Source organism: Rhodococcus sp. X156, from assembly GCF_004006015.1.
In the GTDB taxonomy this organism is placed as follows: domain Bacteria; phylum Actinomycetota; class Actinomycetes; order Mycobacteriales; family Mycobacteriaceae; genus X156.
In genome coordinates this window covers 1,637,694-1,653,715 of record NZ_CP034766.1, presented here as the reverse complement: position 1 = coordinate 1,653,715, position 16,022 = coordinate 1,637,694, and the positions used below count along the sequence as shown (strand labels likewise).

Genomic DNA, 16,022 nt, shown 5'->3' with positions numbered 1-16,022 from the left:
CATGAGCGCGCTTAGTGTTGGTCCCTTCAGCGCGGAGTACTACCTCGAGCTCGCCGACGGTCAGCCGCTCCCCGACGATGCGACCCTCATCGCCACAGAGACCGAGAGCATCGTCGGCGCGGTACTGACCGAGCCCCGGCGTGGCGGGGCGCGCACCAACGGGTCCTCCGCGCACCGCCTGCGTCCCGGCTTGTCCGGGCTCGGTCCGGGTCAGGGGTAGATCAACCGGGCGACTGACAGGAGGAAGTCGTTCCCCCGGCCGGTCGGGTCGTCGGCAATGAGCTCGGAGATCACGGTGATGGCCAGGTCTCGCCGCTTCGGCGCACGGCCGGGAGCGGCTGCTGCCAGGGCGGCGGACAGCTCGTCGCGGGTGAGGTCGGTGCAGTAGGCCGGCGCGCCGGGCTGCTGGCGCCACGAGTCCGCCAGGCTGCCGGCGTCGAAGCCATCGAAGCCGGTGTCCTCGACCAGTGCCATGCCCAGCGCCCGGTCGGCCTCCGCATCCGCGGCGACGGGGATCGCGATCCGGCCGGGGGTGCCGGCAGCCGTGTGCTTGGTGGCGAACGAGCCCGAGAGGATGGCGTTCCACGCCTTGACGACGGGGCGGCCGAGCTGCTCGCCGACCCACACGCTCTCCACCTGTCCCTCATCGAGGGCGGGGATGCGGCCTTCGCGGAACGGGTAGTAGTTCGAGGTGTCGAGCAGGACGGCGCCGGCCGGCAGCTGGTCCACGAGCGGCCGGATGTCCGGGATGCGGATGAGCGGGATGGACACAATCAGTGCCTCGACGTCGGAAACGGCGTCGTGCGCGCGGACGGCCCGTCCTCCCGAGGCAGTCACCTCGGCCGGGATGGTCTCCGGACCGCGGGAGTTGGCCACCTTCACCTCGTGCCCGGCAGCGGTGAGTCGTTGCGCCAGGGTGGCGCCGACGTTGCCGACGCCGAGGATGCCGATCTGCATGGTGTGCTCCTGTGATGTGGTGATTCAGGTCAGGTCAGGAGCGGTCGCCTCGGCGGGCACCGACGACCGGCCCACGAAGAGGGTGCCGACGACCGCGCCGAGGCCGATGACTGCCGCGGTGACGAAGGCGGCCTGTCCCGCGGACTCGGCCTGGGCGAGGGTCAGCGTGCCGGCGCCCGCGGCGTCGGAGCCGATGGTGTAAGCGGAGATCAGCACGGCCCCGCCCGCGGCACCGGCAAGCTGCTGGATCGTCGTGAAGGCCGCGGTGCCGTGCGGGTAGAGATCGGCGCGCAACCCCGCCAGCGCCGTCGTCGTCATCGGCGCCCACATCAGGGCCTGGGAAGCGGACATGACCAGGTAGGCCACCAGGGCCGTCCCGACGGCGGTGTCCTCGTCCACGGTGCTGAGGAACCACAGCGATGCCGTCCAGACGAGCGCGCCGGGAATCGCCAGTGGTCGGGGGCCGACGCGGTCGTACACGCGCCCGCCCAGGGCCGAGACGAGCGAGATGGCCGCACCGCCCGGCACCAGGAACAGGCCGAGGGACAGCGTGCTCAGGCCGAGGACGCTGGTCAGGATCAAGGGCAGCACGATCAGGCTGCCGAAGCCGATCATCGCGATCACGAGCATCACCAGCAGCGCTAGCGTGAACGAGCGCGACCGGAAGACGCGCATGTCCAGCAGGGCGTTGCTCGACCGCTGCAGGGTGACTTGGCGCAGGACGAAGGCCGCGATGCCGGCCAGCCCCACCGCGATCGGGACGTAAGGGGCGACGGGTGCGTGACCCGAGACCGACTCGCCGATCGACGCCAGCCCGTAGAGCAGTGCGCCGAAGCCGACGGCGGAGAGCACCAGGGACAGCACGTCGAGAGTGACGGGCTCAGGGGTGGTGATGTTCCGGAGCTTGAGCGCCCCGAGCCCCAGCGCGAGAACGGCGACCGGCAGCATGAGGATGAAGAGCCACCGCCAGCTCAGCGCCGACAGCACCACTCCCGACAACGCGGGGCCGACCGCCGGCGCCACGGCCGGCACGGCCGTGACGATCGCCATCACCGCGCCGCGCCGGGCGACGGGGACCAGACGCATGGCGGTGGTCATCAGCAGAGGAAGGAAGACGGCGGTACCAGCCGCCTGGATGATCCGGCCGGCGAACAGGACGCCGAATCCCGGAGCGACGGCAGCTATCGCCGTCCCCACCGTGAACAGCGACATCGCGCCCAGGAAGATCGTGCGCAGGTGCCACCGCCGCATCACGAACCCGGTGGCCGGGATGAGCACCGCCAGCGTCAGCAGGTAGCCGGTGGTCAGCCACTGACCGGTGGTGGGGGTGATGCCGAGGTCAGTGATCAGGGTCGGCAGCGCGACCCCGAGCATCATCTCGTTGAGCAGGACGGTGAACGTCGAGGCCATGAGCAGGCCGATGACGAGAGCGCTCCCCGGGGGGAGCCGGTCGCCGGGGTGGGTCTGCGGTGCGGGCGCTGCGAGGGCAGGTGCCGGTGATTCCTGGATGTCCACGCGATGTGTCTCCGTCCTTCTTGGTGGAGCCGGGTCAGCTCGACGCGTGCGCCGCTCCGGCGAGTCGCGGATCCAGTCCGTACTGGGCGGGAGCGCCGAGGTGGTCGCGCAGGGTGGCGCCCTCGTAGTCGTGGTGGAACAGGCCCCGCTCCTGGAGCAGCGGGACGACCTGGTCGACGAAGGCCTCGATTCCGTCGGCGTAGACGTCGATCGCCAGGGAGAAGCCGTCGCAGGCCCCGGCCTCGAACCACTCCTGCATGTGGTCGGCGACGTCGGCGGCCGTGCCGGGCACGACCGGGTGGTAGTCGATGACGCCGTGGGCGAGGACGTCGCGCAGCGTCCAGCCCTCGCGGGCGACCTCCAGAGCGTGCGGCGAGCGCGGGTCCCCCGGGCTGGGTCGCGCGGCGGCGAGCTGCTGCGGGGTGAGCGGCTCGTCGATCTGGTTGGGCGTCAGGCGCAGCCCGAGCATGGCGCCGAGATAGGTCACCCGCTGGTCGAGGTCGACGACCTCGTCCAGCTGCCGGCGCCGGTCCAGGGCGGCCCGCCGGGACGGCGCGATGCTGGGCATGAACCCGGCGAACAGCTTGACCTCGTCGGGATCGCGGCCGACGCTCTCGGCGGCCGCCCGCAGCGCCGCGCGGTGCGCCCGGCCCTCCTCGATCGTGAACGGGTTGGCGTACACACCGCTGGCGTAGCGCGCGGCCACCTCGAGCCCGTTGCTTCCCCCACCGGCCTGAAAGACGACCGGCTGCCCCTGCTCCGACGGGGGGATGGGCAGCGGGCCGCGGGAGGAGACGTGACGCCCCTGCAGGTTCACCGGCTGAATCTGGCTGGTGTCGGCGAACCGCCGACCGGCGACGTCACGGACCCAGGCGTCGGGCCCCCAGCTCCCCCACAGCGCCTGGACGATCTGGATGACCTCGTGGAGGCGTTCGTACTTCTCGGCGCGGGGCGGGAGCGTCACGCCGTAGTTCGCGGCCGCAGCTGGGAGCGAGGTCGGGACGGCGTTCCAGCCGGCGCGACCGTGGCTGGCCACGTCCAGCGCCTTGAACTGGCGGGCGATCGTGTACGGCTCGTTCAGCGTCGTGGAGGCCGTCGCCACCAGGCCGATGCGCTCGGTGGCCCGCGCCATCGTGGTCAGGACCACCAGCGGGTCGATGGCGTGGTTCGGCACGCCCCGCTCGATGTCGTTCTCGAGCGCCGGCGTGTCGGCCAGGAAGACCAGCTGGATCTTCCCCCGCTCCGCCACCTGCACGTGCCGCGCGAAGACGTCCATGTCGGTGTAGCTCGACGGGTCGACTCCGGGCATGCGCCAGGAGCCGGGCTGGGAGCCGTAGCCGTTGGCCATCTGGATGGCCAGGAGCATCTGCGGGGTGGGCATGATCGGTCCTCTGCGATAAGGTGGAGAGCGTCTCCGCTTGACTTCACCGAAGATACGGAGACAGTCTCCGCATTGTCAACGAGGGGTGGTCCGACGTGTCCGAGGCGACAGCAGCCCGCGAGCGCAGGCCCCGGACGGACGCCCAGCGGAACAGGACGCACATCCTCGACGTGGCCGAGCAGTACTTCGCCGAGCACGGGATCACCGGATCCCTGGACGCCATCGCCAAGCGGGCCGGCGTGGGCGCCGGGACCCTCTACCGACATTTCCCGAACCGGGAAGCGCTGCTCGACGCACTGCTCAGAGCACGTGCGGAAGAGCTGGTGTCGCGTCGTGAGGCGATCCGCGCGGAGGTGCACGACTCCACCGAGGCCCTGTCTCAGTGGCTGGAGGCGCTCGGGAACTGGGCCACCGCGTTCGACGGACTGCCAGAGCCGCTGCGGGTGGCCCTGTCCGAGGACACGAGCCCGCTGGCCCTCACCTGCCACGGCTTCGTCACGACCACCGACGAGTTCCTCGCCGCAGCGCAGCAGGACGGTGGCGCGCGGCCGGAGGTACGCGGTAGGGACCTGTTCCTCGCCGTGCTCGCGACGAGCTGGGTGGGCGGAGCGGCCATGGCCGACGAGTCCTCGAGCGCGGCCCTCAATGCCATGATGAGGGGCGGCTGGGAGCTCCCCCGGCCCTCCTCCACTTAGCGGATCGCCTCGTAGGGCGCGCGGCACCGCGTTCCCGGACAGCGGGCGGGCGCCGTCGAGCTCGCCTGCCCCGAGCCAGCAGCTGGTACGTGCGCGCCAGGCCTCGGGCGGTACCGATGCCGGTCGAGCTTGATGATGGCGTTCGAGGTCCCACGAAAGCTCTCCGCCGCCAACGCAACCTGCAGGTCGTCAGCTGGCAGGCACAACCAGGGTCCAAGCCTCTGCGACGTGGTCGGCGAGCTGCGGACACGGGCAGTCGACGTGGGCGGGCAGTGAAGGCTGTGGGCAGCAGGCGGTGGATGGCGGCTTCACTGGACTCGACATCGTTGGCGGGCGGATGCAGGCCGTCGCTCGGCGCCGCGTGCGAGCGAAGGACGGGTTGGACGAGCGTGCCCCTGCTCAGCGCTGCGTTTCTCTGTGCTGCCGCTCTCGGAGCGTCGCCAGGTTTGCGCAATCCACCACCGACCAGGGACGACAGCGAACTGCCCTCGCGCCGCCACCCTGCGGTAGGTAATCCCCGGCGACGGTCCCCCTTACCGGTAAACGACGAGCGTGATTCTCTCGCGAGGCCGCGGCACTGCATGTGAAAACCAAGGCATCTGTGTGTCTGGGCCGGTGCCCGGTCGCTCGCCGTGGCCGCTTCCCCCAAAGTAATTGGCGAGTCTGACTATGTCCGGGCGTCACCAGGTGCTCGTTCCCTCTGGGCGACCCGGACATTCCTCGTGGAGCCGCTCGCCGGAGTACGCTTCCCCGACTTCGCGATCGGCTCTGCCGCACCACGGTGCGGGTAGTGCCCGACCTGGGAGCGTGAGGAATGGGGAGTAGTTGCGGATTCAGGCGGGGCAAAACACCACGCTGAACGTGGCGGATCTAGTGGTGACCGTCACCCAGCCACTTCGGCGGGGCAGCGGGGTCGATCTGGTGGCGCTGGTGCTCGGCCAGCCCGGCGAGCGCCGTGCCGATTCTGACCTCGTGTTCTTCAACCAGCGCGAGCACCCCGCCGGCATTGCTTCGTGCCTTCCTGATCCGGCGCCGGGGGTCAGTGCGCTGGCGGTGAACCTCGCAAGGGCGCGCCACCACGATGCGCGGGTGGTGGTCGCCGCATCCGGCGACGCTGCGCCGTTCGACGCCGCTGTTCCGGTGGTGGTGACCGTGACGACGGGTCAACACCAGGTCGTGCTGGACGCCGAGCTGCACCCGGCTGGCGGCGAGACTGCGCTGGTCCTGCTCGAGCTCTACCGCCGGGGCGAGGTGTGGAAGGTACGTGCCGTTGGCCAGGGCTACCCGACCGGCCTGCAGGGCCTGGTGACCGACTACGGGTTTGAGGTCGACGCACCGCCGGACCCGCCGCCCGTGCCACCTGCCGTGCCACGACCGCCGGGGCCAAGATGGGCGGCGCCACGCCCGGACCACGCGTCGCGTTCGCTCCCGCCCGCCCCACCACTCCCGCAGCCGCCGGGATTCGGGCAGCCGCCGCCGGTCATCGACCCAAGCTGCTGCCCCCGTTGCAGACGCCCCTACAGTCGCTGGATATCACTGAGCCGCGACGCCAACCGGTGCAAGCACTGCGTCGAGGGGGACCGCCAGCAGGTGTCGGGGTGGGTCTCTCGGGTGGCAGCGATCCTGCCGGCTGCGGTGCCGACGGACCTGCGGTCGTTGTGGGCAGACATCGGCCGTGCCGGGGTCGACCCTGCGGAGGTGCGTCGAGCCCTGCGTCCGATCGCCCTGGCGCACTTGCGGGCTCAGGTGGGGATCGCCTTCGCCGACGGGATCATCGAGGACCGTGAGCTGGACCAGTTCGACGCCTGGGTCGGCGAGCTGCGCGTTGGCAGTGATGCCGAGGTGGCTTCCCTGCGGATGCGGATGGTGCGCGGTCAGTACCTGTCCCGGCTAGAGGCGGGCGACCTGCCCAGAATCTCAGCAGCTGGTCTGCACCTGGCCAGCGCCGACATGGTGCACCTGGACGTTCATCAGGCCACCTACATCCGGATGTACGCCGGCGGCCCCCGCCATCACCAGGGGCGCCTGGTCATCACGCGCGGGGGCGTCACCTTCACCGGCGTCTCCGGGCACACGTACCCCTGGCAGAGGGCCGTCAGTGCATATTCCTCCGGTGGAACCCTCGTCGTCAGCACGACCCTGGTGCGGGGGGAGTACCTCTACCACGTGCCCGACGCGGAGCTCGCCGCCGCCATGGCGACCGGGGCGCTGCGGTTGTCGCAGCGGCTCGTGCTCGCCCCAGGGCAAGACACCCGTCGGATCCCCCAGCTGGTGCGAACGGCGGTCTGGCAGCGCGACGGCGGTGCCTGCGTGCAGTGCCAGAGCACCAATTGTCTCGAGTACGACCACGTCATCCCGTACTCGCGGGGCGGCGCCACCTCGGAGGCCAACCTGCAGCTCCTCTGCCGGGCCTGCAACGCAGTCAAGGGCGCCCGGATCTAGTTGAGTCACCTACACCGGCTGTCGTCGGCACCGGTTAGCGTCACCGAGTGACTACGGGCCGGCAGCTGATGGAACAGGCCCTGCGGGAACCGATGCAGGCGATCGGCTGGCGGCCCCGGGCAGCCGGGTGGTTCACCCGCTCGATTGCTCCCGAGTACACCGGCGTCCTCGCCGCCAGCGTCGCCTCGAGGTACGCAGCAGCTGGCACGGGGCACGCCACGTTGTTCGTCCACCTGCGCCGCGACGACGTGCAGCCGGTGGTCCGCGAGCTCCTCCAGAGCACCTACCAGGACGGCGGCTACCGCTCGACCAGCGCCGTCACCAGCATCGGCTACCTGATGCCCGCGCCCACCTGGCGGAGCTGGCTGGTGACACCGGAGACGGCGGCCCCGGTCGCCGCCGAGCTGGCCGCCGCGACCCGTGACCACGCCCAGCCCTACCTGGAACGGCTCGCGGCCGATCCCGAGCGCGTGCTGCAGGCGGTGAAGTCCTCGGGAACGATCATGGCCTCGGCGGCGGGGCCCTGCACGGTCGCGGTGCTGCTCGCCCGCCTGGGTCGTCCGGACGAGGGCTGGGCCTTCATTCAGCAGCACCTGAGCTCGATCAGCTCGCGGACTGACCCGGCCGCGCAGGACAGCCGCCAGATGGCCGACCGCCTGCGCCACTGGCTCGACCGGCTGCCGCGGTAGCCCTCACCCGAGTGATGCACCGAGGCGACGTCAGGTCAGGGTAGGCGTGACCCGACGAGGAAGAGCTGGAGGAATCGGAGGGCCTGGCCGAGCGCGTAGCTGAACGGGTCGGTCGACGGGGCGACGGTGATCGGTGCGGCGCCGCGAGATGCCGCGTGCGTGTCGTCCCCGCTGTAGGTGGCCTCGATGACGACTTCCCCAGCGCGGTCAAAGGGGCGCTCGGGGATGCAGTAGGAGAGACCGTTGACCACCGGCTGAAATCCGCAACCGAGAATGGGCGCACCGTCTGCGGTGAAGGCCACCCGGCCGCCACCACCGTTGGCGATCGCGACGGTGATCAAGGAACCGAGATTGCCCACCGAGGCGTTCACCGAAGGCTGGACCGTGGTGGTGGTGGGCGTCGTCGAACCCGCCTGGGTCAGCCTGACCAGCGCGGGTCCCACTGTCGCGACCTGCACGCCGGCGGCGTCGCTGGCCAGGGCGGCCGGACTGGGCACTCCTGGGCTGCCCACCACCGTGTTGGTGTCGAGGTCGAACACCCCGACCACCCCGTTGCGCTCAGCGGCGTACCCGGTGCGACTCGTCGCGTCGATGCTCACCCCGATCGGGTCTCCGGGGACGGTGATGGTCGCCGACCGGGCCCGGGACGCCACGTCAAACACCTCGATCCCGCCCGCCGCGAACGACGCGGTGAGAAAGTTCGGGACGACGGTCCCCCGCCGCACGACGTAGGCCCGGCCCGTGGTGTCGTCGACCGCGACCGAGTCCAGCGACCCGCGAATCGCGGTGTCCTCGGCGGGAAGGTCGACGAATCGACTCAGGTCGACGAAACCGACGTAGGAGAACTCGCCACTGGTGCTGACGCCGGGGAAGGTGAGCACGGCCGCTCCGGTGCGCTCGTCGATGTCGACGTCACCTGCCTCGCTCTCCCGCAGCGTCGCGGTGGGCAGCAGGCTCGCCGGGTCGAGGCGGCGCAGCTGGTCGCCGACCAGGACGTAGGGAGCTCCGTCCCGGCCGTCCACCGCCACCGCCCGTGCGCCGCCGGCGAAGTCCGAGCCCGGCGGGACGGGAACCTGCTGCAGCACCACGCCCGTGGAGGCGTCGACCACCGTGATCGAGCTGGGCGCACCGTCGTTTCCGGGGGACGTGACGTAGACGCGGTTGCGGGCCTCGTCGACGGCGACGTCTGAGGCACCGCCGGCCAGCGGCACGCTCGCGCGCACCCCTGGGGGGTTACCGTCGACCACGGTGAGCACCCCGGGCCCGGTCCCGTCGCCGCTGGACACCGCGACGTAGGTGGTTCCGGTGGTGCGGTGCACGGCCACCGCGCGCGGCTGCCCCGCATCGTCAAGCACCGTGCGCTGCGCGGTGTACGCAGGAGCAGCCGGCGCCGCTGAGGCGACCGGAGCGGCGGTGAGCGCCGTCACCGCGGCGAGTGCGCCAGCACTCAGCAGGACTCGGGAACGGGCGGATCGAGAACCAATCATGGGACATCCTCACTGACCAGCGACCAACGTCGGCACCGACAGGGCTCTGCCTGCGCAGGGGCTACCCACAACCCCACCGCCAGCACGACGAACGTCAACCACGACCAGCTCCTGGACCCACGCGTCCTGTCCCGGCGGTTCACCGCGAAACTAGCAGGCCAGAGCACTGTTGTCACGCGTGTCAGCAAGGGCTGCCTGCTCGACGGGACCCACTCTGCAGGAGCCTCGGGCCTGGTTCTTGCCGGCCCGGAGGGCTGGCACCGATCCGGTCAAGAACGGGTCCAGCGGCGGTAGCCGGTGGCCCCGCCGGGAGCCGTTCGCTCCCAGTGGGACGCCATGGTTGCGGTCTCACCCAGCTGCACGACGGCCCGCCAGCGGTAGGTGGTGGGCCAGCGCCGGAACACGGGCACGAGGGTGGTCACCAGACGCATCAGCCACGGCAGGGGCCCTGGCCGCCACCGCTGCGTCACGTCCAGGCCCAGGGCCACTTGGTCGCCGCGGCGCTGCGCCAACCATGCACCACCCGTCACGCGGGCGCCGTCGACGGACACGTGCCAGTGCCCCGTCGCAGCCGCGCCGTCGGCTAGGGCGCGGACGTCGGGCAGTGCCGGGTCGAGGTCGACGCGGGCGCGGTGTCCACCGTGTTCGGCACCGACGGCCGTGATTCCCGACCGGTCGGGTGTCAGCTCCACGCGCTGCCCAGCCTTCCCAGGAGGCAGCGGGCCGTCCTGGCCGCGATTGACCCCGACGGCGCACAGCGGCGCGGCGTACTTGATGAGGTGCCTGCGATGCAGGCGCGCTCCCGGCAGTCGTCCCGTGGAGACCTGGTGCCCACCGATCCGGATGGTCGGCGGAGTGCTGGTGACGCGAACCAGGTCAAACCGGCCCAGCCACACGAGCAACAGCGCCGTTGGTCGGTCGACTCCCGCGCTGACCGGTGCGAGCAGCTGCGCCCGGCGACGCCGCCGACCGTCGCGGTCGTCCACCCGGACCTCGACCTCGCGTCCTTCCACGTCGGTGAACCGCACCTCAGCAACGACGCCGTCCTCGGCGACCTCCAGTCGCGCGACGGAGAACTCCGTCTCACCCCAGTGCCCGATCCCTCCGCCGATCTCGTAGCCGGCCGGGTCCACCCGAAGGCCCGGCTCGAGGTAGTAGTCCACGCGCCGGTCGGCCCGCCGAGACAAGAAGGCCAGCATGCCTGTGCCGTGCAGGTCGTCGTCGAACCACTGCAGCTCGAGGCCGTCGTAGGTCGGATCGTCCGACAGCTCGACGTTCAAGAAGCGGGCGATCGGCGACACCTCGAGCGAGAAGGGGCACGGCGGAGCCGCACTCGTGCACGAGTCGTCCTGGTGGTGCAGCTCTCCGGCGCTGATGGACATCTCCCCCCCACGGGCCCGTGCCGACCACCCAACCACCCCCGGGGCGACGGCGCCGAGCCGTTCCTCGCTGGGCCCGACCCGTGGCACCGGCTCGTCCTCAGGTCGCAGGTGGCACGATGCCCAGTGCAGCGGCGGGAGCACCGGGCCCCACCCCTCGGCTCAGGGATGTCTGACAGTGACCACCAGCGACGAGCAGACCTCCACCACGCCACCCACCGGCGACGGCGGAGCAGGTGCGCTAGACATCTGCGCGTCGCTGCAGCAGCTGTTCGCCGACCTCGTCGCCGAGCCTGGCGACCAGCCGCTCGTCGGCAGGCAGCTGGAGAAGGAGCTGCTGCGCCGCGCCCGAGTACCTGGCGACGGACACCTCGCCCGCGAGGTGGTCAACCACCTGCTGCGCACCACCAGCTCCGCCAAGGGCCGCGGCGACACTGCGACGCGGGTAGACGCGCTGCTGCAGTCGACCCGGGTCAGCACCACGGTGCTTGCCCAAGCGTTCGGCCCCCAGTGGGCGGAGGTCGTGGCGTTCGTGCGCCGCGCCGGGGTGCTCACCGCAGACGAGACGCAGCAGATCGCGGCGGCGTCCCGGCAGAACGCCGTGGTGCCGCACCCGACGATCGCGGTCGCCGAGCGTGCTGAGCGCGCCTACGCCACCAGGCGGGTGGCCGAGGCGGCGCTGAACGCCTCCGACGACGCCCTCTCCGCCGCGAACGGTGGCGGTGGTGAGCGGATGATGTCGCTCTTTCGTGGGTGGAGCCCGGGGCGGGACATCGAGGGCGCTGCGCGAGCCCTGGCGCTGCGAGACCTGCGGGGGAAGTTTGGCTTCTTTCAGGACCTCTACGACGAGATGACCTGGGCGTGGCGCGAGGTCGTGGGCCCCTTGCACCCGGACGACCCCGAGCTGCCCACGCGCGCCAGCCGCACCACCGACTGAGACCAGCGAAGACGGGGAAGCGAGGTCCTCGGCCGCGACGTGGTCCGCAAGTCGGTCATGCCCGAGGAGCACCTGGCCGCCCTCACCGAGGCGGGCGTCCCCGAGCCACTGGCCGCGATGGTGGTCAGCGTGGACGCCGGGATCCGGGCCGGGATTTTGCCTTCCCGAACGGTGACCTCGCCCGCCTCCCGGGCCGCCCCACCACCCCGCTGGTCGAGGGGCTGCGGACCGTCGCCTGAGCGGCCCGACCCACCACGTGATCAGGTAGTGACGCGCACAGGTGCACTGCAGGCCTGTCGCGCAGACGGCGGATCGCCCGATCCGCGGAGCCCTCACTCGAGGGCCGTCACGCTCCGCCGCAGCTCTGCCATCGCCTCCGCAAGGCCCACTCGCGGCGCCCAGCCCCAGCCCCGTGCGCGGTCGGCCCGGAGCTGCCCGGTCCAGACCTGCTCGTCGGTCCACTCGGGCTCCACGCCCAACGCGTCGGTCACGGTGCCGAGGTAGTCCCGCCACGTCGCCGGCTCGCCCGCCACGATGACCGGCGTCACGCTCCCGTCCTCGGGGCCTCGCTCCGGGTCGTCGGAGGTCGCGACGGTGCCCGTGGCGACGTCCGCGATCAGGGCCGCCAGGTCGTCGACGTGCACCCAGGCCCAGGTCTTCGCCGGATTCGCTCGGCGTTCACCGTCTCGAACCTGTTGCGGGCGCAGCGTGTTCCACACGGACGTCTCACCCGCACCCAAGATCGCCGGCGGGCGGACCAGCACGGTCGTGAGCCCGGCGATCTGCGCCAGCGCGGCGTCGGCGGCGTTCTTGGTGTCGGGGTAGTCGCCGCTGCCCTCGGGCAGGAGCGCCCCGTCCTCGGCCACGTCCCCGACGCCCGCCGAGCGGTCGTAGACCCCAGCCGTCGACATGTGCACGAACCGGGCGGCGCCGGCGTCCCGGGCAGCCCGAGCGAGCAACGCCGTCCCCTCGACCCCCACCCGGTGCTGCGCCTCCCGCGACGATCCCATCGGGTGGACCGTCGTGACTACCGCATCGGCACCCTGGACCACTGCCCGGGCCAGGCCCTCGTCGGCGAAGTCGCCGACGTGCTCGGTGACACCGGGGAGTGCAGGAGCACTGCCGGGACGGCGGACGATGGCGCGCACCTGTGCCTCCCGCTCGACGAGCGCCCGGCACACCGCGGCACCCACCAGTCCGTTCGCACCGGTCACCACGACGACAGAAGAGTTCTCAGCCATGTCATTCACACTGCCAGCGACACGGCGCCCACTGCGCGGCGAACGACTGCCGGCAGCCAGGCGCCGACCCATCTGCTCGTGCACGGCCTGGATCGCTTGCAGGGGCCGCATCATGACGCGGAACTCCACGATCAGGCCCGTGTCGTCGCACCTGATGATGTCGACGCCGTTGACGTACTTGCCCTCCACGCTCGTCTCGAACTCGAGCACCGCGGTGTCGCCCGCGAGGACCTGCTTCGTGTACTGGAAGGTGCCGTCTGGCCCACCAGCCAGCGCGACGGCCGCTGCCTCGAGGTACTGCGTCGTGATCGGCTTCCCACGCTGCGGGGTGAAGACCACCGGCGAGTAGAACACCACGTCGTCGGCGAGCAGCTCGTCGAGACCGCCGGGCAGCTCACCTCCCATGTACCGGTGCCAGCGGGCGATCACGTCGTCGATCACGGAGCCTCCTCGTCGTCGCTGCGGTGCGCGGCCGCGCCCCTCGGGGGTGATCCTGCGCCATGCGCGAGCCTCACCCGCATCCCGCACGGCGGACCCGCCCCGGTGCGCCGGTTCCTGCCCGACCTGACCGACCTGACCGACCTGATCTGGTAGCGCAAGGTCCACCCCGGGGCAGGTTTTCAACCTCGAGGTGCCGCTGGACAACGCCGCCGAGGGCTACCGGGCGATGGACGAGCGGCGCGCCATCAAGGTGCTGCTGTGGTCCTGACGTCAGTGACCCGGGCAGTGCACCGAGGCGACTGGATGGGAAAATTGAAACATGAACAGCGACAAGACCGTGGAGAACTTCATCGCCCAGGTGCCCAAGTGCGAGCTGCACCTGCACATCGAGGGCACCCTGGAGGGTGAGCTCGTGTTCGAGCTGGCCCGGCGCAACGGCATCGAGATGCCTTACGCCGACGCCGCGGAGATGAAGCGGGAGAACCCCTTCAACGACCTGACCAGCTTCCTGGTCGGCTACTACCGCAACATGCAGGTGCTGGTCACCGAGCAGGACTTCTACGACCTGGCCACGGCCTACTTCACCAAGGCCGCCTCGCAGAAGGTGCGCTACGTCGAGATCTTCTTCGACCCCCAGGCGCACACCTCCCGCGGCGTGGAGTTCAGCACCGTCGTCCGCGGGCTGCGCCGAGCCATCGTGGACGCGCGTCGCACGCTGGACCTGCACGCCGAGCTGATCATGTGCTTCCTCCGCGACTTCTCCGCCGAGTACGCGATGGCCACGCTGATGGAGTCGCTGCCGTACAAGGACTGGATCATCGGGGTGGGCCTGGACTCCGACGAGCGGGGCAACCCGCCGGTGAAGTTCGAGCAGGTCTTCGCCCGGGCCCGCGCCGAGGGCTACCTGCTGACCATGCACTGCGACGTCGACCAGCCCGGCACGCTCGACCACATCCGGCAGGCGCTGGACGTCATCGGCGTCGACCGCATCGACCACGGCGTGAACATCCTGGACGACCCCGCGCTGCTCGCCGAGGTTGTCGAGCGCGGCATCGGGCTCACCGTCTGCCCCATCTCCAACAGCTTCGTGCGTGGCTCCGTCTGGGAGGGCGCCACCAAGCGGCTCCTGGACGCGGGTGTGCAGGTGAGCGTGCACTCCGACGACCCCGCCTACTTCGACGGCTACGTCGGTGAGTGCCTGCTGCGCGTGCACGAAGAGACGCCGCTGACCATCGAGGAGGCGGCGACGTTGGCCCGCAACGCCTTCAAGACCGCGTGGCTGCCGGCGACGCTGCGGGCGCAGTTCCTCGCCGAGATCGACGCCGCGCTGCCGGCCTGACCTCCCGCTCTCCCGCGCACCCGAACGGCGCTGCTGGCACCTGCCGGCGGCGCCGTTCGCCGTGGTCAGGCGTGCCCGGCCAGCAGCCCCAACCCGGCAGCAGCAGTCCCGCTGGCTGACGGCGTCAGATACCCTGTTTTCGTGGATCGAAATCTATCTATGAAGGGCCTCGCCATGAGTGACTTGCCGGTGGTTGTGGTGGGAGCCGGTCCGGTCGGGCTCGCCGCAGCAGCCGAGCTGCGCGAGCGCGGACTCACCCCCCTGGTTCTCGAGCGCGGTTCCGCAGCGGGCGCGGCTGTGGCCGAGTGGAACCACGTGCGACTGTTCTCCCGCTGGTCGGAGGTCATCGACCCCGCCGCGCGGCGACTGCTCGACCAGACCGGCTGGAACGCTCCCGACGACGATGCCTACCCCACAGGCCTGCAGTGGGCCCGCGAGTACCTCGACCCGCTCGCCGCTGCGCTCGGCGACGCCGTGCAGCTCGACACCGAGGTCATCGGCGTCGCCCGCCGCGGACGCGACCGGGTGGTCGACGCCGGCCGCGACACCGAGCCACTCTCCGTCCACCTCCGCCGGGCCGACGGCACCGAGGAGCGGATCTTCGCGCAGGCGGTGATCGACGCCTCCGGCACCTGGGGCACCCCGAACCCGCTGGGCGGCGAGGGACTGCCCGCCCTCGGCGAGAAGACCGCCGCCGACGCGATCACCTACCGCGTGCCCAACCTCGACGACCCGACCGTGCGTGCCCAGCACGCCGGCCAACACACCGTGATCGCCGGCAGCGGACACTCCGCCCTGACCGCGATCATCGCCCTCGCCGAGCTCGAGCACGAGGCGCCCGGCACCCGCATCACCTGGGTCCTGCGTCGCGGCGACGTCGCCGCGACGTTCGGCGGCGGCCAGGCCGACCAGCTGCCCGCCCGTGGAGCACTGGGAATCAAGGCGAAGAAGGCCGTCGACGACGGGCTCCTGCACGTCGTCACCGGCTTTCGCACCACCGCGGTGGAGCGCACGGGCGAGAACCGGGTGGCCCTGCTCTCCGACGCTGGTCAGCGGATCGACGACGTCGACCGCGTCGTGGTGCTGACCGGGTTCCGCCCCGAGCTGTCCTGGCTGTCGGAGATCCGCCTGGGGCTCGACCCGGTGTTGCAGGCGCCGGTCGACCTGGCTCCGCTGATCGACCCGAACGAGCACTCCTGCGGCACCGTGTACCCGCACGGCGCCAAGGAGCTGAGCCACCCCGAGCCCGGCTTCTACCTGGTGGGGATGAAGTCCTACGGCCGCGCACCGACGTTCCTGGCGATGACCGGGTACGAGCAGGTCCGCAGCATCGCCGCCGCGATCGCCGGCGACCACGAGGCTGCGGCCCGGGTTGAGCTGACGCTGCCCGAAACCGGGGTCTGCGGCGGCGCTGGGGTGTTCGAGGAGCCCGACGCCGACGCCCCCACAGGTGGTGGGTGCTGTGGCACGTCTGCACCGGAGCTGCTCACCCTCTCCGTGCCTGGCCCCGGCCGGTAAC

13 protein-coding genes and 2 pseudogenes are annotated in these 16,022 nt (G+C 71.2%); 8 read left to right on the top strand and 7 right to left on the bottom strand.

Features of this window, described 5'->3' with window-relative positions:
* The first annotated feature begins 1 nt into the window (after position 1).
* Positions 2 to 220: a hypothetical protein gene (locus ELX43_RS07790; protein ID WP_127782872.1), complete on the top strand. Its 219-nt coding sequence runs from the start codon at positions 2 to 4 to the stop codon at positions 218 to 220.
* Here ELX43_RS07790 and ELX43_RS07785 read toward each other — a convergent pair.
* The 3 genes from ELX43_RS07785 to ELX43_RS07775 form a co-directional block, all read right to left on the bottom strand.
* Positions 211 to 957, bottom strand: a complete 747-nt coding sequence (locus ELX43_RS07785; RefSeq protein WP_127782871.1) for an NAD(P)-binding domain-containing protein — start codon at positions 955 to 957, stop codon at positions 211 to 213. The genes ELX43_RS07790 and ELX43_RS07785 overlap by 10 nt on opposite strands.
* 24 nt (positions 958 to 981) lie before the next feature.
* Positions 982 to 2,367 (bottom strand): DHA2 family efflux MFS transporter permease subunit, encoded by a 1,386-nt coding sequence (locus tag ELX43_RS07780; protein ID WP_127782870.1) that lies wholly within the window; start codon positions 2,365 to 2,367, stop codon positions 982 to 984.
* Positions 2,368 to 2,506: 139 nt separating this feature from the next.
* The gene (locus ELX43_RS07775; protein ID WP_127782869.1) at positions 2,507 to 3,853 is read right to left on the bottom strand and encodes an NtaA/DmoA family FMN-dependent monooxygenase; all 1,347 of its coding nucleotides are present in this window, start codon (positions 3,851 to 3,853) and stop codon (positions 2,507 to 2,509) included.
* Positions 3,854 to 4,023: 170 nt separating this feature from the next.
* On the opposite strand from ELX43_RS07775, the gene ELX43_RS07770 reads away from it, so the two are divergent.
* The 3 genes from ELX43_RS07770 (at position 4,024) to ELX43_RS07760 (ending at position 7,679) form a co-directional block, all read left to right on the top strand.
* A complete protein-coding gene (locus ELX43_RS07770; RefSeq protein WP_241249830.1) occupies positions 4,024 to 4,548 on the top strand; it encodes a TetR/AcrR family transcriptional regulator in 525 nt (174 codons plus the stop codon).
* An 876-nt stretch (positions 4,549 to 5,424) separates the two neighbouring features.
* A complete protein-coding gene (locus tag ELX43_RS07765; RefSeq protein WP_164860608.1) occupies positions 5,425 to 6,990 on the top strand; it encodes a TerD family protein in 1,566 nt (521 codons plus the stop codon).
* A 47-nt stretch (positions 6,991 to 7,037) separates the two neighbouring features.
* Positions 7,038 to 7,679: a hypothetical protein gene (locus ELX43_RS07760; RefSeq protein WP_127782866.1), complete on the top strand. Its 642-nt coding sequence runs from the start codon at positions 7,038 to 7,040 to the stop codon at positions 7,677 to 7,679.
* Positions 7,680 to 7,714: 35 nt separating this feature from the next.
* Here ELX43_RS07760 and ELX43_RS07755 read toward each other — a convergent pair whose 3' ends face one another.
* On the bottom strand, positions 7,715 to 9,166 hold the full coding sequence (locus ELX43_RS07755; RefSeq protein ID WP_127782865.1) for a hypothetical protein: 1,452 nt from the start codon (positions 9,164 to 9,166) through the stop codon (positions 7,715 to 7,717).
* A 269-nt stretch (positions 9,167 to 9,435) separates the two neighbouring features.
* Entirely contained in the window at positions 9,436 to 10,548 is a 1,113-nt protein-coding gene (locus ELX43_RS07750) for a hypothetical protein (RefSeq protein WP_127782864.1), read from the bottom strand.
* Between the two features lie 175 nt (positions 10,549 to 10,723).
* Between ELX43_RS07750 and ELX43_RS07745 the strand changes: the two genes are divergently transcribed.
* Positions 10,724 to 11,482 (top strand): hypothetical protein, encoded by a 759-nt coding sequence (locus ELX43_RS07745; RefSeq protein ID WP_127782863.1) that lies wholly within the window; start codon positions 10,724 to 10,726, stop codon positions 11,480 to 11,482.
* Between the two features lie 332 nt (positions 11,483 to 11,814).
* On the opposite strand, the gene ELX43_RS07740 is transcribed toward ELX43_RS07745, so the two are convergent.
* Both ELX43_RS07740 and ELX43_RS18280 read right to left on the bottom strand, forming a co-directional pair.
* Positions 11,815 to 12,795, bottom strand: a complete 981-nt coding sequence (locus ELX43_RS07740) for an NAD(P)H-binding protein (protein WP_346773871.1) — start codon at positions 12,793 to 12,795, stop codon at positions 11,815 to 11,817.
* Positions 12,793 to 13,164 (bottom strand): annotated as a pseudogene (locus tag ELX43_RS18280) (nuclear transport factor 2 family protein); the annotation flags it as partial. The pseudogene ELX43_RS18280 and the gene ELX43_RS07740, both read right to left, overlap by 3 nt.
* A gap of 84 nt (positions 13,165 to 13,248) precedes the next feature.
* Between ELX43_RS18280 and ELX43_RS17985 the strand changes: the two are divergent.
* The 3 genes and pseudogenes from ELX43_RS17985 to ELX43_RS07720 all read left to right on the top strand — a co-directional run.
* A pseudogene (locus tag ELX43_RS17985) lies at positions 13,249 to 13,432 on the top strand (IMP dehydrogenase); the annotation flags it as partial.
* Between the two features lie 51 nt (positions 13,433 to 13,483).
* Positions 13,484 to 14,503 (top strand): adenosine deaminase, encoded by a 1,020-nt coding sequence (add, locus tag ELX43_RS07725; RefSeq protein ID WP_127782862.1) that lies wholly within the window; start codon positions 13,484 to 13,486, stop codon positions 14,501 to 14,503.
* 174 nt (positions 14,504 to 14,677) lie between these two features.
* Positions 14,678 to 16,021 carry an NAD(P)-binding domain-containing protein gene (locus ELX43_RS07720; RefSeq protein WP_127782861.1) on the top strand — a complete coding sequence of 448 codons (1,344 nt, stop codon included), beginning with the start codon at positions 14,678 to 14,680 and terminating at the stop codon, positions 16,019 to 16,021.
* Position 16,022: the final 1 nt, after the last annotated feature.